A 17,195-nucleotide genomic window follows, 5' to 3' on the forward strand; every position below is an offset into this window, starting at 1 on the left:
TGCCTTCACTACGATAATTCAATTTTGGTGGTTTTCCCAGAATGCGGTTTTAATTAATGCCAATATTAGTGTATTAATCTAAACAGAATATCAATAATGATAAAAAAACACCTGATGGTTTAATTATTGCCCTATAATTGCCAGCATAAATTTTAAGTATAATTGATTCACAGGTATTAATATGGGAACAACAATTTTTGGTATTCTCTTTGGTGTATTTTTGATAGCAGCAGGTTTAGCTGATATTCACGATGAAAATCTGGCATCACTGACATTTTGGGTCGATGCGTTGCTCGTCCTTGTGGGTGCCATCTTCCTGTTGGGTATAGCAAAATTTATCGGGCGTAAGAAGAAATAGCCGGGTGATATTTTATCCCGTAATACTCTCATTAATTTACCGTGGGTAATATTGGAGCAATATCCTGATCGCTTTTCGCCAATAAACCGACTGTGTTATGTTGATCTGGAGGGAGTGCCAGAAAATACTTAAAAATCAAATACGTTGAATCGCCAGCGCAATATCTTTTGATGTTTTTAACCCACGGATTTCGCTGAATAAATCTGTAGCTTCAATATATTCTTTACGTAGATAACCTAACCACTGTTTTATTCGCGCCACATGATATAACCCCGTATCACCCTGTTTTTGTAACTGCACGTATTTTTGCAGCAGTTTTACCACTTCCGGCCACGGCATTCGCGGTTCGTTATACTTCACAACTCGGCTCAGATTTGGCACATTTAGCGCACCACGGCCTAGCATCACGGCATCACAGCCGGTGACCTTCATGCATTCCTGCGCACTTTGATAATCCCAAATCTCACCGTTGGCGATCACCGGGATGCTTAGCCGCTGACGGATCTCGCCAATCGCCTGCCAGTTAATGCGCTCGGCTTGATAACCATCTTCTTTAGTCCGGCCATGTACCGCTAATTCAGTTGCACCTGCTTGTTGCACCGCATCGGCAATTTCAAACTGGTGGTCACCAGAATCCCAACCTAAGCGGATTTTGACTGTGACCGGTAAATGCACAGGCACGGCTTCACGCATCGCTTTTGCACCCTGATAAATCAGTTCAGGATCTTTCAGCAAGGTGGCACCGCCGCCGCTGCCATTAACTAACTTGGAGGGGCAGCCGCAGTTTAAATCCACGCCATAGGAGCCAAGTTCTACCGCACGGGCAGCATTTTCTGCCAGCCATTGTGGATATTGGCCTAATAATTGGATACGTACCCGCGTGCCGGACTGAGTACGGCTTTGATGGTGTAATTCAGGACACAGCCGATAGAAGGATTTTGCAGGCAATAGCTGATCGACCACCCGTAAAAACTCAGTGATACAAAGGTCATAATCATTCACTTCGCTGAGTAATTCGCGCACCAGTGAATCTAGTACACCTTCCATCGGTGCCAGTATTACCCGCATGCTAATTACCTTGATCCATTATCCATACCATCACACTTACCTGCCCTCTGATTGCAAATCTCACACAGTATAACCGTAAAAAAGACCGGCAATAATACGGGGGGATCGGGGCATAAAACAAGGAATAACCCTGTAACTGCACCGATTTAGATGAAAAAAAACCGCCTCAAAGAAGCGGTTTCATCGGCGAATAGTGTTTACAGCTTATTCACTGGGTTTACTGCTACGACCACGTGAAGCTGGCCCCGCCGGACGACGTTGACCATCAGCCTGACTGCGTGGACGGCTGTTACGACTGTCGCCGCGACCTGCTGCACCGCCACCACTGTTCTGTGGACGGCCTGCACTACTACCACCACGGCCCATTCCAGGACGTTGCGCGCCACGACCCTGACGGCCATTTTGAATCGGATCAGCTTTAATGCTGGGGTCCGGTTCATAACCCTCCAGCGCGATGCGCGGAATTTCACGTTTCAGCAAACGTTCGATATCACGCAGCAGTTTGTGTTCATCAACGCAAACCAGTGAAATCGCTTCGCCAGTACGTTCCGCGCGGCCAGTACGGCCAATACGGTGCACGTAATCTTCTGGTACGTTCGGCAGCTCATAGTTAACCACATGGGGTAACTGGTCGATATCCAGTCCACGAGCGGCAATATCAGTTGCCACCAGCACCCGGACTTTACCGTCTTTAAAATCAGCCAGTGCACGAGTACGCGCTCCCTGGCTCTTATTACCGTGAATTGCGGCTGCAGTAATACCGTCTTTATTCAGTTGTTCGGCCAAATGGTTAGCGCCGTGTTTGGTGCGGTTAAACACCAATACTTGCTGCCAATTACCTTCGCCAATCATCTGAGACAGCAATTCACGTTTGCGGTTTTTATCCACAAAATGAACGCTTTGCGTAATTTGTTCGGAAGCCGTATTACGGCGAGCCACTTCAACTGAAGCTGGATTGTTCAGCAGTTTGCTGGCCAAACCTTTGATCTCATCAGAGAAGGTCGCGGAGAACAGCAGGTTCTGGCGCTTAGCAGGCAGTTTTGACAATACACGACGGATATCGTGAATAAAGCCCATATCCAACATGCGGTCGGCTTCATCCAATACCAAAATTTCAATCTTGGACAGATCAACCGCGTGCTGATGTTCCAGATCCAGTAAACGGCCAGGGGTAGCGACCAAAATATCGACACCACCACGCAATTTCATCATCTGTGGGTTAATGCTAACGCCACCAAATACCACCAGCGAACGTAGCTTCAGGTACTTGCTGTAGCTCTGTACGCTTTCATCAATCTGCGCAGCCAGTTCACGGGTCGGGGTTAAAATCAACGCCCGTACCGGGCGACGGCCTTTAATTGGCTGTTGATCCTGACTCAGCAGTTGCAACAGCGGTAAGGTGAAACCCGCGGTTTTACCGGTACCGGTTTGCGCACTGGCCATTAAATCACGGCCTTCCAGTACCACAGGGATTGCCTGACGTTGGATCGGTGTCGGCACAAGGTAGCCCTGCTCTTCAACAGCACGCAGGATGTCGGCATTTAAGCCGAGAGAATCAAATGACATATTACAAGAAGCTCCAGATCTCCCCAATCCTGGCGATAACGTCAGGTGCAGTTTCAAGGGAAGATTATCAGACGAGGCATGAATTGAGGCATTACCACGAGGATTGGCACAAACTGCAGTGCACCATTACCGTTGATTGTAACAGATGTTTAGCAAGAAAAGGGATATTTACACGTTTCTTAAGATTTTTAGTAACAGAAACCTTAACGAAATTGATTTATTGCTTATCATTAACGTTCTTCGCCTCATAAATATCGGGCTTTCATAGCCGATTGCTTTACATATTTATCAGTACTGTCATTGTTGTTATAAAATCTAATGGTGGTAGTAAAAATCAGTAGCAGATAGGGAGCATTATGAATCGCAAGAAGATTATAGTGGCCATTGTCATGGTCGCCCTGCTGGCGGCGATAGGTTACGGGTGGAATTATTACCGTCAACAACAAGACGCGTCATTGACGTTGTACGGGAATGTGGATATTCGCACGGTGAATCTGGGCTTCCGGGTTGGCGGTCGTCTGGCCTCTCTGGCGGTCGATGAAGGGGATAAAATCCAACCGGGGCAAACGCTGGGAAAACTGGATGATGGCCCGTATCTCAATGCACTTAAACAGGCTCAAGCCAATGTGCAAAGTGCACAAGCACAGTTGGCGTTACTGAAAGCAGGATATCGGGACGAAGAAATTGCACAGGTAAAATCTGAAGTCTCTCAGCGAGAAGCCGCATTTAATTATGCCGACAGCTTCCTGAAACGGCAACAAGGGCTGTGGGCCAGCAAAGCCACATCAGCAAACGAGCTGGAGAACGCCCGTACCGCACGTAATCAGGCACAGGCTAATCTACAAGCGTCGAAAGATAAACTCGCACAATATCTGAGCGGCAACCGCCCACAGGAAATTGCTCAGGCTGAAGCGAAGCTGGCCCAGAGTGAAGCCGAACTGGCGCAAGCCCAGCTCAATCTGCAAGATACCACCCTACTCGCTCCATCAGCCGGTACTGTGCTGACCCGCGCGGTTGAACCGGGGACAATTTTATCCGCCAGTAATACCGTATTTACGCTGTCACTGACCGATCCAGTTTGGGTAAGAGCCTATGTCAGTGAGCCTCATTTGGATCAGGCCATCCCCGGTACGGAGGTTGAAGTCTTCACCGATGGCCGCCCGGACAAGCCTTATCACGGTAAAATAGGTTTTGTCTCACCGACGGCTGAATTCACCCCTAAAAGTGTGGAAACTCCGGACCTACGTACCGATCTGGTTTATCGCTTGCGCATTATCATCACAGATGCTGATCAGTCGCTACGACAAGGTATGCCGGTTACCGTCCGTTTTGCACAACCTTAAGGTGGCATGAGCTATGAATGGGATCCAGCACCTTATTACACTGGATGGCGTTGAAAAACGCTTCCCCGGATTGGTCAGTCCCGCAGTTGCCAGCCTGACGACCGAGATCCGCAGTGGCGCAGTCACGGGGTTGGTCGGGCCGGACGGTGCCGGTAAAACGACCTTGCTGCGTATGCTGGCTGGGTTGCTAAAACCCAGTCAAGGCAAGATAACGGTGGTCGGGCTGGACCCGTTGGAAAACGATCGCCAGTTACATTCCATTCTCGGATATATGCCGCAGAAGTTTGGTTTATATGAAGATCTTACGGTGATGGAGAACCTGATACTGTATGCCGATCTGCGTGGTGTCACCGGTGAACTGCGCCGCCAGACTTTTGAGCGCCTGCTGACGTTTACCGATTTGACCCGCTTTACAAAACGGTTAGCGGGTAAGCTATCCGGTGGGATGAAACAGAAGCTGGGATTGGCCTGCACCTTGGTCGGTCAGCCAAAAGTCCTATTGCTGGATGAGCCGGGGGTGGGCGTTGATCCTATTTCTCGCCGCGAGTTATGGCAGATGGTTCACGAGCTGGCGAGTGATGGCATGCTCATCCTGTGGAGTACCTCATATCTGGATGAGGCCGAGCAATGCCGCGAAGTATTACTGCTTAATGAAGGGAAATTACTGTATAACGGCGCGCCACAGAACCTAACACAACGGATGAGTGGCCGGACAATTTTGGTCGCAGCTCAGACCGGAACCCATCGAAAACTGCTACAACATGCCCTGACATTACCGCAAGTCAGTGATGGGGTCATTCAAGGGAAATATGTGCGGCTGATCCTCAAGCCGGATGTCGAACACAGTCAAATACTGTCACAGCTAAATCAACCCAATGCAGAGATAATGGAGGCCGAGCCGCGCTTTGAAGACGCCTTTATCGATTTGCTGGGCGGCGGCCCCGCCAGTGAGTCGGCACTCGCGAAAATCATGCCTCAAGTTGCCGGCAACCATGATGAAACGGTTATTGAAGCGCAAGAATTAACCAAAAAATTTGGTGATTTTGCCGCAACTGACCATGTCAATTTTAAGGTGAAACGCGGTGAGATATTTGGCTTGCTCGGGCCGAACGGTGCCGGTAAATCGACCACCTTTAAAATGATGTGTGGCTTGCTGGTACCAAGCGGGGGTAAGGCGTTGGTACTGGGGATGGATCTAAAAACCAGTTCGGGTAAAGCACGGCAACATTTGGGTTATATGGCGCAGAAATTCTCGCTGTACGGTAATCTGACCGTTGAACAAAATCTGAAGTTTTTCTCCGGTGTTTATGGCCTGCAAGGTAAAATACAGCGCGACAAAATAGCAGATATGACCTCAGCCTTTAACTTTACCCCGATCCTCAAACAGACGCCGGATTCCCTGCCGCTTGGTTTTAAACAACGGCTGGCGCTGGCCTGTGCCTTAATGCATGAGCCGGACATTCTGTTTCTTGATGAGCCGACCTCCGGTGTCGATCCTCTAACTCGCCGTGAGTTCTGGTTGCATATTAATGGCATGGTAGATAAAGGGGTTACCGTGATGGTGACCACCCATTTTATGGATGAAGCCGAATACTGTGACCGTATCGGCCTGGTTTATCGCGGCAAAATTATTGCGGCTGGCACACCGGATGAACTCAAGCAGCAAGTGGCCAGTGATGAAAATCTTAACCCCTCCATGGAAGAGGCGTTTATCGGGTTGGTTCAGCGCTATGACCAGCAAAATGATAAGGAGCAACAGCCATGAGCGAGTCGCCTCTGTTGCCGGTCAATAAATCGCCGACAGATAAGAGTGAAACTTATCATGACACTGGGTTTTCCTGGCGTCGCCTGCGTGCCTTATGTCGTAAAGAAACTCGGCAAATTCTGCGTGACCCGAGTAGCGGATTGATTGCATTCGTTATCCCACTGCTGCTGCTGTTTATTTTTGGCTATGGCATCAATCTGGACTCCAGCAAACTGCATGTCGGCATTTTAATGGAACAACAGAGCAAACCGGCACAGGATCTGGCTAACGCGTTCGCCAGTTCGCCTTATATTTCACCGCAAATCAGTCATGACAGGCAGGCGCTGATCCGGGCCATGCAAGCCGGTAAAATTCGCGGGTTAATTGTTATTCCCAATGATTTTTCCGAGCAACTGGCACGGCCAGAGAGCAAAGCGCCGATTCAAGTCATTACTGATGGCAGTGAACCTAATACCGCCAACTTTGTACAAGGTTACGCACAGGGTGTGTGGCAAATCTGGCAACAGCAGCAGGCGCAAAATCTGGGGCAAAAAAATGATCCACTGATTGAAATTCAAATGCGTTATTGGTTTAACCCCGCCGCCATCAGCCGACACTTTATTATTCCCGGCGCCATTACCATTATCATGACGGTAATTGGTGCGATCCTCACCTCGCTGGTGATCGCCCGTGAATGGGAACGCGGCACCATGGAGGCGCTGCTGTCTACTCAGGTCACGCGCAGTGAGTTGCTATTGTCGAAACTTATTCCCTATTACGTCCTCGGTATGATTGCCATGATACTGTGCATGGTGGTGTCGGTATTCATTCTTGGTGTGCCTTACCGTGGCTCACTGGGGATATTATTTGTCATTACCAGTCTATTTTTAGCCAGCACACTGGGGATGGGGCTGCTGATTTCGACTATCACTCGCAATCAGTTCAATGCCGCAATGATAGCGTTGAATGCCGCATTCCTGCCGGCAGTAATGCTGTCGGGCTTTATTTTCCAAATTGATAGCATGCCCGCGATTGTCCGCGCAGTGACCTATATCATTCCTGCTCGCTATTTTGTCAGTAGCTTACAAACCCTGTTTCTGGCCGGGAATATCGGTACCGTACTGATAATTAATGTGTTGTTCCTGATAGCCTCCGCTGCCGTGTTTATCGGCCTGACCGCATGGAAAACTCATCGTCGGTTAGATTAAAGGAAGGGAGTAAAATATGTTTCATCGCCTTTATACATTGATTATTAAAGAGTTACAGTCGCTACTACGGGAGCCACAAACCCGTGCGATATTAATTATGCCGGTGATATTGCAAGTAATTTTGTTCCCATTCGCCGCCACATTGGAAGTAACCAATGCCACTATCGCTATTTACAGTGAAGACAGCGGCAAGGCCTCGGTAGAACTCACCCAACGCTTTGCCAAAGCAGAGGCGTTTTCTCATGTGTTACTGCTGCACAGCCCGCAAGAGATTCAGCCTGTGATTGATAACCAGAAAGCACTGCTGCTGATCCGCTTCCCGGAACAATTCAGTGCTGATTTGGCGAACGGCAAGACCACTCAGCTACAGTTGGTATTAGATGGGCGCAATTCTAACAGCGCCCAGATAGCGGCAAACTATATTCAGCAAATCGTGCAAGACTACCAATTAGAATTAACCCACGGCCAGGTCAAACCCAATAACAGCGAGTTAGTGATTAGAAATTGGTATAACCCGAATCTGGACTACAAATGGTTCGTGGTTCCATCATTGATTGCGATGATTACGACCATCGGCGTGCTGATTGTGACGTCACTGTCCGTGGCGCGTGAGCGCGAGCAAGGCACACTGGAGCAGCTATTGGTCTCCCCGCTAACTACCTGGCAGATTTTTATCGGCAAAGCAGTACCAGCACTGATTGTCGCCACCTTCCAGGCCAGTATCGTGTTGTTTATCGGCATCTTTTTTTACCAAATTCCGTTTGCCGGCTCACTGGCGTTATTTTACGGCACCATGCTGCTTTATGGTTTATCGCTGGTCGGTTTTGGCTTGCTGATTTCATCGTTATGTTCCACTCAGCAGCAAGCTTTTATCGGCGTATTTGTGTTTATGATGCCCGCAATCCTGCTTTCTGGTTATGTCTCTCCGGTGGAGAATATGCCAGTCTGGCTGCAAAATATCACCTGGATCAATCCTATCCGCCACTTTACTGATATCACCAAACAGATTTATCTCAAGGATGCCAGTTTCGATATTATCTGGCACAGTTTGTGGCCGTTGTTAGTGATAACCGCCACGACGGGGAGTGCGGCCTACGGGATGTTTAGGCGGAGAATAGCCTAAAGGCGTGAATTGGAATTGAGGGGCGGAGCCTTAGCCAAAAAAAACAAAAAGGGCACCAAACCGGTGCCCTCAGACTGCTGACAAACCTCGACGATTCGATCTTACGAGGTGAGGACGGGTAGAGAAGTAAAGCGTCCGCGTCAGGGATGGCGCGGCTCGAGCCTACATGGATGTATTCACGGCGTCTTTACGATCTGCTTGTTGTCACCGCTCCGAGCACTTTGTCATTAACCTCAGGGCACCAAACCGGTGCCCTTCTTCAAAATATCAAACCACCTGCTTAACGACGGTTGCCGAAAATCCGCAGTAGCATCAAGAACAAGTTGATGAAATCAAGATACAAGGTCAGTGCGCCCACGATAGAATACTTGCGGAAGCTATCCTTATCATTGGCATCCAACTGCGCGCCCATATTTTTCAGTTTTTGGGTATCGTAAGCCGTCAAACCGACAAACACCAATACACCGATATAAGTCACAGCCCACATTAACGCCGGGCTTTTCAGCCAGATGTTAACAACAGATGCCAGTACGATACCGATCAGGCCCATAAACAGCATGCTGCCCATACCACTTAAATCACGCTTGGTGGTGTAGCCGTAGAAACTCATGGCACCAAACATACCAGCACAAATGATAAAGGTACTGGCAATCGAAGCACCGGTATACATTATCAATATGCTGGAAAGTGTCAGACCGGTTAGGGCCGAATACAGCATGAACAAACTGGTTGCCATCGAACCACTTAGACGGTTAACCATGCCCGAAATAACAAACACCAGACCCAACTGAACAATAATCAGCCCAAAGAAGGTGATCTGGCTTGAGAAGATAAAATTCATTATCGCAGGGGTATTCGCTGCGTACCACGCGACAACCGCCGTTAATAACAGACCACAGGTCATCCAACCGTATACCTGCGCCATATATGCCTGAATGCCCGAGTTGGCACGTTCGACAATTGAACCATTAGAGCGTGGATAGCGATCCATGGTGGTTACCTTATGCATATAAATGATGATACAGGCTATCAGTTGACAGCCCACCGACCTTTTAAGGGTACCACAGAAGCAGCCTAAACAAGGGAGTAAAAATAGGTATTTAGCGTTGATCTTTACACGGGTTTACGTACAGTTTACCAGCGCTTGGCCGCCGTATGATCACTGTCACGTGATTCAACCCAACGTTCACCCTCAGCAGTGGCTTCTCGCTTCCAGAAGGGGGCGCGAGTTTTCAGGTAGTCCATAATAAATTCAGCCGCATCGAACGCCATACTACGGTGAGCGCTGGTCACACCGACAAAGACAATTTCATCACCGGGGAATAATGGCCCCACCCGATGGATAACCGCGACCCGCTGTAATGGCCAACGGCTGCGCGCTTCGGTAATAATTTCAGCCAATGCCTTTTCTGTCATACCAGGGTAGTGTTCCAGTGTCAGCACTCTGACACTCGCACCCAGGTTATGGTTACGCACTTTGCCGGTAAAAGTCACCACCGCGCCGTCTTCGTCACACTGTGACAACCAGTTATATTCATCGCCGACATTGAATGTTTCAGATCCGACGCGAATGCGAGTATGGTCCATCATCAACCCCCGGTGACCGGCGGGAAGAAAGCGACTTCATCACCCGCAACCAGTGGATGCTGGGCGTTGACCAGCGATTGATTCACTGCAGTGAGCAATTTGCCTTCTTCAAGGGCCAACTGCCAGCGCTCGCCCCGTTGACACAGGGATTGGCGCAGAGCCTCTACCGTTGGAAACTCCGCAGCCAATTGTAAGCGGTCAGTCCCCACCAGTTCACGAACCTGAGCAAAAAATAGAATCTGAATCATGGGCTCACCTTAAAATCACCGGATTTCCCGCCACTTTTTGCCAGCAGGCGAATCGGGCCAATTATCATGTCTTTTTGTACCGCTTTGCACATATCGTAAATCGTCAGGGCGGCAACTGAAGCCGCCGTCAGGGCTTCCATTTCCACGCCGGTTTTACCGGTCAGACGACAACAGGACTCAATCCGCACCCGGTTATGCTCCGGTTGCGCTTGCAGTTGAACTTCCACTTTGGTTAGCAGCAACGGATGGCATAATGGGATTAATTCCCACGTCCGCTTGGCCGCCTGGATCCCGGCAATACGGGCGGTGGCAAACACATCGCCTTTGTGATGGCTACCCTCGATAATCATCGTCAGCGTTGCTGCCTGCATTTCAACAAAAGCCTCCGCTCGTGCTTCACGTACGGTTTCAGCCTTAGCGGAAACATCCACCATGTGGGCTTCCCCTGCAGCATTGATGTGGGTCAGTTGAGTCATAAATATTCCCTTCGTTCTTGACGTTGTAGGGCTGTTAGCTGCCCTCGCTCACCCGAATCACTTACCTATAGGGGATCAACCACCAATAAACGATAAGTTCTGCGTCATGCCGCTGTTACCCTGGTGCAAAAAATGAGTCTGCTTTTTGGTTTGCAACGCACTCTGGATGCGCACCATTAATTCATCTTGTTGGTCATCACTGCCCAGCAAATCACGCAGCGTAATGCCCTGCTCACCAAATAAACATAAATGCAGATTGCCCAGCGCTGAAATGCGCAAGCGGTTACAACTGGCGCAGAAGTCTTTCTCATATGGCATGATGAGGCCGATCTCCCCCAGATAGTCCGGGTGATAAAATACCTGAGCCGGGCCATCACTGCGCGCGCGCTCTTGCTGTTGCCAACCTTGCTGGAGTAATTGCTGGCGAATGACTTCACCAGAAACATGGTGTTTGCGGAATAGATTGCCGCCCTCGCCGGTTTCCATTAATTCGATAAACCGCAGTTGAATCGGTCGGGGCTTTATCCAGTTAAGGAATGCGCTCAGATTACGATCGTTGACATCCCGCATCAGTACCGCATTGATTTTGACTTTCTCAAAACCGGCATCGAAAGCGGCGTCAATACCTTGCATGACCTGATGGAATTTATCTTGCCCGGTAATGGCATGAAATTGCCGAGGATCCAGGCTATCAACACTCACGTTAATCGCGGTCAGCCCCGCTTCCCGCCATTGGGCGGCATCACGGGCTAAGCGGTAGCCATTGGTAGTCACCGCTAGGGTTCGAATGGCCGGATTTTGCCGGATGGTGCCAATGATATCGGTGAAATCGCGCCGCATAGAGGGTTCGCCGCCGGTGAGACGAATTTTTTCCGTTCCCAACAGAGCAAAGGCGCGGCTGACGCGGCTTATCTCGTCCAGGCTCAGAAAACTTTTTAATCCGTCGGGGCGATAACCATCCGGCAAGCAATAGGTGCACCGAAAATTACACACATCGGTGATCGATAGTCGCAAATAATAAAATTTGCGCGCAAAAGAGTCAGTGAGTTGTACCATAACACCTTTCCAAATACGGGAGATGCGGGCATTTCTACCTTGCACCCTGGTGGCTTAAGGCCACGGCCAGAGCATCATATTGTTCGTAAACGAGACAACTTAGACGCCAAGGCTAGGAGTTTGTGTCCGGTAACAGTTTACAAGCTGTCTCGCGAACGATGGTTTAAAAAACGTTTTTAAAAGTAAGGTGCTTAACAGCAACTGACTAGCTAAAAGCCCCACTTTTCCTAAAGATTCTAACGCTAAAACGACAGGATAGCCAATCACCCTTTTCCGCTATATATATTTATATGCAACGACTTATGTAATAAAAACCCCTGTTATTTAGCCTAATTTAATCTGTGGCTAATACTTTGTTTAAAATCACGAAAATCATGGCTTTTATCGCGTTTTCACGGTAAATCCGTTAACTTATGCAGCAATTTCACCATTAGCTACGCTATTAGAGCCAGGCAACAATAGTTAGACAGGAAAAATATGCGAAATCGCACCTTAGCGGATCTCGATCGGGTGGTTGCTTTAGGCGGAGGCCATGGCCTGGGGCGAGTGATGTCAGCGCTCTCCCCGCTGGGTTCACGCTTAACCGGTATTGTTACCACTACCGATAACGGCGGTTCGACCGGACGTATTCGCCGTTCAGAAGGCGGGATCGCCTGGGGTGATACCCGTAATTGCCTCAATCAATTGATCACTGAGCCGAGTGTGGCTTCCGCGATGTTTGAATACCGCTTTACCGGTAATGGTGAATTGGCGGGCCACAACCTGGGCAATTTAATGCTCAAAGCCTTGGACCATCTCAGTATCCGGCCCATAGAAGCCATCAATCTGGTGCGTAGCTTACTGAAAGTGGATGCCTGGCTGATTCCTATGTCCGAGCAACCGGTCGATTTGCTGGCTATCGATAGTGAAGGTCACCCGGTTTATGGTGAAGTGAATATTGATCAGTTGGCGCAAATGCCACAAGAGATGCTGCTCTCCCCCCACGTACCTGCGACACGGGAAGCGGTTGAAGCTATCAGCCAGGCCGATGTCATTTTGATAGGCCCAGGCAGTTTTTTAACCAGCCTGATGCCATTACTGCTGCTGGATGACTTAACCCAAGCCTTGCGTCGTAGTTCTGCCAGCATGATTTACATTGGTAATCTGGGGCGTGAGGTCAGTGTGGCCGCCGCCGCGCTATCACTGCAAGAAAAAATGGCGATAATGGAAAGCAAGATTGGCCGCAAAATTATTGATGCAGCAATTGTAAGCCCACAAATTGATATCAGCGGCGTAACGGACCGAATTATTGTCCAGCAACCACTGGAAGCCAAAGATATTCCTTACCGCCATGACCGTGAGCTATTACGCCAGGCACTGGAAGATACCCTGCAACAATTAGGGGGCGCAGGCTGATCAACGGGGAATTACTCTCGGGATTGTTGTTGCCAAGCCGCATTGTCTTTCATGTGGATATAAAGCGCCTCTACTTTAGTTCGTGCCCATGGGGTACGGCGTAAAAATTTCAGGCTAGATTTAATGCTGGGATCACTGGTGAAACAGTTGATCTGAATACGGTATGCCAGTTCCTCCCAGCCATAGTGCTCTACCAGCTTAGTCAGTAATTGCTCCAGGGTAATACCGTGTAGCGGATCTTTGGATAAGTGGTCGCTCATTATTTGTCTCGCGCTTTATTAGGTGATGACTTTATCAGCCGCACACATTAATCAGGATTGGCTGATGCGACAAGCAGAAATTCCCAATTTGTCACATCCATCATCAACGGCCACCAAGTGAGCCGTTGATGATTAAGATATGGCGATAAACTGCTGGCGCAACTTATGGACTTGATCGCGCAATTCTGCTGCCTGCTCAAACTCCAGATTTTGCGCATGGGTGTACATTTTAGCTTCCAGCTCACGGATTTTCTGATCAAGCGCTTTCGGTGGCAAGAGTAGGTAGTCACTGGTATCCGCCACTTTCCCGCCCCGCCCTTTCCCTTTGCCGCGAGTAGAAGGCTTACCCAGTTGTAGAATATCGCCAACTTTCTTATTCAGCCCTTGTGGGATAATGCCACGCTCTTCGTTGTAAGCTTGCTGTTTGGCGCGACGCCGTTCCGTTTCACCAATGGCCTTTTCCATCGAGGCGGTGATCCGGTCACCATAGAGAATCGCTTTACCATTAAGGTTACGCGCCGCACGCCCAATGGTCTGGATCAAGGAACGTTCCGAACGTAAGAAACCTTCTTTATCGGCATCAAGGATGGCGACCAGTGAAACCTCTGGCATATCCAAACCTTCGCGCAACAAGTTGATCCCCACCAGTACATCAAACTCACCCAAACGTAAATCGCGAATAATCTCGACCCGTTCCACGGTATCAATATCCGAATGCAGGTAACGTACGCGAGCGCCATGCTCTGCGAGATAGTCGGTCAGGTCTTCGGCCATACGTTTGGTTAGCGTGGTCACCAGTACCCGCTCGTTAATCGCAGCACGGATACGGATCTCTGACAACAGATCATCGACCTGTGTAGCAACCGGCCGTACTTCAATTAATGGATCAAGTAGGCCGGTTGGCCGCACCACTTGCTCAATGATATCGCCACCTGACTTCTCCAGTTCATATTTACCCGGTGTGGCCGAAACATAGATGGTTTGTGGTGCCAGCGCTTCGAACTCTTCAAAGCGCATTGGGCGGTTATCCAATGCTGATGGTAAGCGGAAGCCATATTCCACCAGTGTTTCTTTGCGTGAGCGGTCACCTTTGTACATGCCGCCGATTTGCGGAATAGTGACGTGGGACTCATCGACGATAAGCAAACCATCAGCCGGTAGATAGTCAAACAGTGTTGGCGGAGCTTCACCCGGCCCACGGCCCGAAAGGTAGCGCGAGTAGTTTTCAATACCGGAGCAATAACCCAGCTCATTCATCATTTCAAGATCAAACTGGGTCCGCTGCGCAATCCGCTGTTCTTCCAGCAGTTTGTTATTGGCTAACAGCACCCGACGCCGATCGGCCAGTTCGATTTTAATCTCTTCCATGGCCTGTAAAATACGCTCCCTGGGGGTCACGTAGTGCGTTTTAGGGTAAACCGTAAAACGTGGAACCTCATGTTGTAACTGACCTGTTAGCGGATCAAATATCGACAGCCGCTCAACCTCTTCATCAAACAATTCGACCCGCAGCGCCCATTCATCCGATTCTGCCGGGAAGATATCGATGACCTCACCGCGCACCCGGAAGGTACCACGCTGAAACACCTGATCATTGCGGCTGTACTGTAGTTCCGACAAGCGACGCAAAATAGAGCGCTGATCAATAATCATGCCCTTGGTCAAATGCAGCATCATTTTCAGGTATAAATCGGGGTCACCCAAGCCATAAATGGCGGAGACCGAGGCAACCACGATCACATCCCGCCGCTCCAACAAGGCTTTGGTGGCCGATAGCCGCATTTGCTCGATATGTTCGTTTACCGAAGCGTCTTTTTCGATAAAGGTATCGGAGCTTGGAACATAGGCTTCGGGCTGATAATAGTCATAATAGGAGACAAAATACTCGACCGCGTTATCGGGAAAGAAATCCTTCATCTCACCATAAAGCTGTGCTGCCAAGGTTTTATTCGGCGCTAACACCATGGTCGGCCGATTCAAATCAGCAATGACATTGGCGACCGTAAAGGTTTTACCTGACCCCGTTACCCCTAACAGCGTCTGGTGGGCCAGACCATTTTCCAGCCCCTCCTCCAGTTTACGGATGGCTTCAGGTTGATCACCGGCTGGCTTAAACTCAGAATGTAGTTTGAATGATTTACTCATGAGTTTGTTACCCGTCGGAGAAACACACGCTATCAGGAGGCTAATTATGCAAGCCCCATAGAATTTTGCCACCTCTATGATACTGGATATAAAACCAGCTTCAAGCAGCAAAATGGAGGAATTTCTTTAACCAGAGTATTGTTTGCCTCGTTACAGTGATAGCTAAAGGACCGTTGCACTGTAAAAGTATTTTTATCCCCAACCATTAACATAAACACATTAGGGATAGATAATTGATTAAAGATTACTCATCAACGACAGCTATAATTTTTGAGCGCTTGATTTTAATTAATCTATTGAAAATAAACGAAATTAGTAAAAAGCAGAGAATCCAGACAACCGGAGCCCAAGCCGCGCCCGCTCTCGCCTGTCATTAGTTTTCTATGGCTAATGCACAAGGTTATCCACAGGAATGGTGGATAACTCATTCAACCCCATAGAGGCTGGGAGCTGGCGAAAAGCAAAGCTTAGGGATGGAATAGGGACAAATTGGCTTTTTTAGTGTTTTTTTTTTCCTTTTTATTTCGCTGCATATTTCAATTAGAGCTAACCGTTCCTCTTGCTAACTCCATAATTTTCTCTAATTCACACTGTGGCTCAATCGCTGCTGATCAAGGTGTTTTTTCTGCACCATTACCTGCGTCGTAGCACCGCTTGAGTGCAAGGTATCTACCGCGTACCCCCCTTTTCTCTGCTACCCCGGTAGTTTTAGTTCACCATTCAACGCTAAAACCATTTACAGCCCATTAACATACGGATTTTACGTCTTAGTATGGCCACTTGGCCCGAGAGTTGCTTTATCTCTCTGTGAAACATCCAGATGGACGAGGAATCAGCTGAGGAGAAGCACTGATGCTAAGTTTAACCGCTGTAAATCAATACTACGGCCAGAATCATATTCTTTGGGATATAAATCTGGAATTGCCCCGCGGCCAATGTACCTGCCTGATTGGCCGCAATGGCGTAGGCAAAACCACGTTAATTAATTGCATTATGGGGCACCTACCGATTAAGAGTGGCACCATAATCTGGCAGCCTAACCACCAGCCACCGCAGAACCTATTACAGCAACCGGTCGAGGGGCGCACTGCCCTAGGCATAAGCTATGTGCCACAAGGACAACAGATTTTCTCTCAACTCAGTGTTGAAGAGAATATGCTGATCGCCGTGTTGGCTGGCCGCCATAAATCGCACCTTATTCCAGGCTGGGTTTTTGACTTGTTCCCGCAGTTACATGATAAACGTAACCTGCGGGGCGGGGAGTTAACCCGCAATCAACAGCAGCAGTTGGCCATTGCCAGAGCACTGGTTGCAGAGCCGGAACTATTGATTCTTGATGAACCGGGAAGAGGTGTTTTACCGCTACTGAGTGAGGATATCGGCAATATCCTGCATCAACTCAGCCGAAGCCTTGGCCTGACGGTATTATTGGTTGAGCATCGTTTACCCTTTATTCAACATGTTGCCGATCGATTTTATTTAATGGCGAACGGTCGAAATGTGGCTCAAGGGACATTAGAACAGTTGGATGAAAACATGATTATTGAGCATTTAACCCGTTGATATGGCTTAGGCTCGCTCCCCATACCGGCTGGCCGCTTACGCCGCAAAGTACCGG

The 17,195-nt window shown here is 49.0% G+C and carries 16 protein-coding genes, 1 pseudogene and 1 riboswitch; of the genes and pseudogenes, 8 read left to right on the forward strand and 9 right to left on the reverse strand.

Features of this window, described 5'->3' with window-relative positions:
* Nucleotides 1–181: 181 nt before the first annotated feature.
* Nucleotides 182–358 (forward strand): hypothetical protein, encoded by a 177-nt coding sequence (locus AEP37_RS25710; RefSeq protein WP_049614462.1) that lies wholly within the window; start codon nucleotides 182–184, stop codon nucleotides 356–358.
* Between the two features lie 135 nt (nucleotides 359–493).
* Here AEP37_RS25710 and dusC read toward each other — a convergent pair whose 3' ends face one another.
* Both dusC and rhlE read right to left on the reverse strand, forming a co-directional pair.
* Complete coding sequence (gene dusC / locus AEP37_RS16940) at nucleotides 494–1,426, reverse strand: tRNA dihydrouridine(16) synthase DusC (protein WP_049614463.1); 933 nt, start codon at nucleotides 1,424–1,426, stop codon at nucleotides 494–496.
* A 204-nt stretch (nucleotides 1,427–1,630) separates the two neighbouring features.
* The gene (gene rhlE, locus AEP37_RS16945; RefSeq protein WP_049614464.1) at nucleotides 1,631–2,992 is read right to left on the reverse strand and encodes an ATP-dependent RNA helicase RhlE; all 1,362 of its coding nucleotides are present in this window, start codon (nucleotides 2,990–2,992) and stop codon (nucleotides 1,631–1,633) included.
* Nucleotides 2,993–3,348: 356 nt separating this feature from the next.
* On the opposite strand from rhlE, the gene hlyD reads away from it, so the two are divergent.
* The 5 genes and pseudogenes from hlyD (at nucleotide 3,349) to AEP37_RS27945 (ending at nucleotide 8,737) form a co-directional block, all read left to right on the forward strand.
* Entirely contained in the window at nucleotides 3,349–4,335 is a 987-nt protein-coding gene (gene hlyD, locus AEP37_RS16950) for a secretion protein HlyD (protein WP_049614465.1), read from the forward strand.
* Nucleotides 4,336–4,348: 13 nt separating this feature from the next.
* Nucleotides 4,349–6,100 carry an ATP-binding cassette domain-containing protein gene (locus AEP37_RS16955; RefSeq protein ID WP_049614466.1) on the forward strand — a complete coding sequence of 584 codons (1,752 nt, stop codon included), beginning with the start codon at nucleotides 4,349–4,351 and terminating at the stop codon, nucleotides 6,098–6,100.
* Nucleotides 6,097–7,287, forward strand: a complete 1,191-nt coding sequence (locus AEP37_RS16960; protein WP_049614467.1) for an ABC transporter permease — start codon at nucleotides 6,097–6,099, stop codon at nucleotides 7,285–7,287. The genes AEP37_RS16955 and AEP37_RS16960 overlap by 4 nt, the downstream gene beginning before the upstream one ends.
* 16 nt (nucleotides 7,288–7,303) lie before the next feature.
* Nucleotides 7,304–8,410, forward strand: coding sequence for an ABC transporter permease (locus tag AEP37_RS16965; protein ID WP_049614468.1), 1,107 nt, complete (start codon nucleotides 7,304–7,306; stop codon nucleotides 8,408–8,410).
* Between the two features lie 166 nt (nucleotides 8,411–8,576).
* Nucleotides 8,577–8,737: pseudogene (locus AEP37_RS27945) on the forward strand (gluconate 5-dehydrogenase).
* Here the strand turns inward: AEP37_RS27945 and AEP37_RS16970 are convergent.
* The 5 genes from AEP37_RS16970 to moaA all read right to left on the reverse strand — a co-directional run bounded on the left by AEP37_RS16970 (nucleotide 8,691) and on the right by moaA (nucleotide 11,777).
* Nucleotides 8,691–9,401: a Bax inhibitor-1/YccA family protein gene (locus AEP37_RS16970; protein WP_049614469.1), complete on the reverse strand. Its 711-nt coding sequence runs from the start codon at nucleotides 9,399–9,401 to the stop codon at nucleotides 8,691–8,693. The pseudogene AEP37_RS27945 and the gene AEP37_RS16970 overlap by 47 nt on opposite strands.
* A 143-nt stretch (nucleotides 9,402–9,544) precedes the next feature.
* Nucleotides 9,545–9,997: a molybdopterin synthase catalytic subunit MoaE gene (gene moaE, locus AEP37_RS16975; protein WP_049614470.1), complete on the reverse strand. Its 453-nt coding sequence runs from the start codon at nucleotides 9,995–9,997 to the stop codon at nucleotides 9,545–9,547.
* A 2-nt stretch (nucleotides 9,998–9,999) separates the two neighbouring features.
* Nucleotides 10,000–10,245, reverse strand: a complete 246-nt coding sequence (gene moaD, locus AEP37_RS16980; RefSeq protein ID WP_049614471.1) for a molybdopterin synthase sulfur carrier subunit — start codon at nucleotides 10,243–10,245, stop codon at nucleotides 10,000–10,002.
* Nucleotides 10,242–10,721, reverse strand: a complete 480-nt coding sequence (gene moaC, locus AEP37_RS16985) for a cyclic pyranopterin monophosphate synthase MoaC (RefSeq protein ID WP_049614472.1) — start codon at nucleotides 10,719–10,721, stop codon at nucleotides 10,242–10,244. The genes moaD and moaC overlap by 4 nt, the downstream gene beginning before the upstream one ends.
* Before the next feature lie 75 nt (nucleotides 10,722–10,796).
* A complete protein-coding gene (moaA, locus tag AEP37_RS16990; RefSeq protein WP_049614473.1) occupies nucleotides 10,797–11,777 on the reverse strand; it encodes a GTP 3',8-cyclase MoaA in 981 nt (326 codons plus the stop codon).
* A riboswitch (molybdenum cofactor riboswitch) is annotated at nucleotides 11,764–11,908 on the reverse strand. It overlaps the preceding gene by 14 nt.
* 346 nt (nucleotides 11,909–12,254) lie before the next feature.
* On the opposite strand from moaA, the gene yvcK reads away from it, so the two are divergent.
* Nucleotides 12,255–13,172: a uridine diphosphate-N-acetylglucosamine-binding protein YvcK gene (yvcK, locus tag AEP37_RS16995; protein ID WP_049614474.1), complete on the forward strand. Its 918-nt coding sequence runs from the start codon at nucleotides 12,255–12,257 to the stop codon at nucleotides 13,170–13,172.
* 11 nt (nucleotides 13,173–13,183) lie between these two features.
* Here the strand turns inward: yvcK and AEP37_RS17000 are convergent, their stop codons facing one another.
* Both AEP37_RS17000 and uvrB read right to left on the reverse strand, forming a co-directional pair.
* A complete protein-coding gene (locus AEP37_RS17000) occupies nucleotides 13,184–13,432 on the reverse strand; it encodes a VF530 family protein (protein ID WP_049614475.1) in 249 nt (82 codons plus the stop codon).
* 132 nt (nucleotides 13,433–13,564) lie between these two features.
* The gene (gene uvrB, locus AEP37_RS17005) at nucleotides 13,565–15,577 is read right to left on the reverse strand and encodes an excinuclease ABC subunit UvrB (RefSeq protein ID WP_049614476.1); all 2,013 of its coding nucleotides are present in this window, start codon (nucleotides 15,575–15,577) and stop codon (nucleotides 13,565–13,567) included.
* Between the two features lie 852 nt (nucleotides 15,578–16,429).
* Here uvrB and AEP37_RS17010 point away from each other — a divergent pair.
* Nucleotides 16,430–17,140 carry an ABC transporter ATP-binding protein gene (locus tag AEP37_RS17010; protein WP_049614477.1) on the forward strand — a complete coding sequence of 237 codons (711 nt, stop codon included), beginning with the start codon at nucleotides 16,430–16,432 and terminating at the stop codon, nucleotides 17,138–17,140.
* The last annotated feature ends 55 nt before the right edge of the window (nucleotides 17,141–17,195 follow it).

This window comes from Yersinia pekkanenii, from assembly GCF_001152565.1.
Lineage (GTDB): Bacteria > Pseudomonadota > Gammaproteobacteria > Enterobacterales > Enterobacteriaceae > Yersinia > Yersinia pekkanenii.

Coding starts and splice junctions, on each gene's coding strand:
- AEP37_RS25710 (WP_049614462.1), top strand. CDS start 182: ATGGGAACAACAATTTTTGGTATTCTCTTTGGTGTATTTTTGATAGCA.
- dusC (WP_049614463.1), bottom strand. CDS start 1,426: ATGCGGGTAATACTGGCACCGATGGAAGGTGTACTAGATTCACTGGTG.
- rhlE (WP_049614464.1), bottom strand. CDS start 2,992: ATGTCATTTGATTCTCTCGGCTTAAATGCCGACATCCTGCGTGCTGTT.
- hlyD (WP_049614465.1), top strand. CDS start 3,349: ATGAATCGCAAGAAGATTATAGTGGCCATTGTCATGGTCGCCCTGCTG.
- AEP37_RS16955 (WP_049614466.1), top strand. CDS start 4,349: ATGAATGGGATCCAGCACCTTATTACACTGGATGGCGTTGAAAAACGC.
- AEP37_RS16960 (WP_049614467.1), top strand. CDS start 6,097: ATGAGCGAGTCGCCTCTGTTGCCGGTCAATAAATCGCCGACAGATAAG.
- AEP37_RS16965 (WP_049614468.1), top strand. CDS start 7,304: ATGTTTCATCGCCTTTATACATTGATTATTAAAGAGTTACAGTCGCTA.
- AEP37_RS16970 (WP_049614469.1), bottom strand. CDS start 9,401: ATGGATCGCTATCCACGCTCTAATGGTTCAATTGTCGAACGTGCCAAC.
- moaE (WP_049614470.1), bottom strand. CDS start 9,997: ATGGACCATACTCGCATTCGCGTCGGATCTGAAACATTCAATGTCGGC.
- moaD (WP_049614471.1), bottom strand. CDS start 10,245: ATGATTCAGATTCTATTTTTTGCTCAGGTTCGTGAACTGGTGGGGACT.
- moaC (WP_049614472.1), bottom strand. CDS start 10,721: ATGACTCAACTGACCCACATCAATGCTGCAGGGGAAGCCCACATGGTG.
- moaA (WP_049614473.1), bottom strand. CDS start 11,777: ATGGTACAACTCACTGACTCTTTTGCGCGCAAATTTTATTATTTGCGA.
- yvcK (WP_049614474.1), top strand. CDS start 12,255: ATGCGAAATCGCACCTTAGCGGATCTCGATCGGGTGGTTGCTTTAGGC.
- AEP37_RS17000 (WP_049614475.1), bottom strand. CDS start 13,432: ATGAGCGACCACTTATCCAAAGATCCGCTACACGGTATTACCCTGGAG.
- uvrB (WP_049614476.1), bottom strand. CDS start 15,577: ATGAGTAAATCATTCAAACTACATTCTGAGTTTAAGCCAGCCGGTGAT.
- AEP37_RS17010 (WP_049614477.1), top strand. CDS start 16,430: ATGCTAAGTTTAACCGCTGTAAATCAATACTACGGCCAGAATCATATT.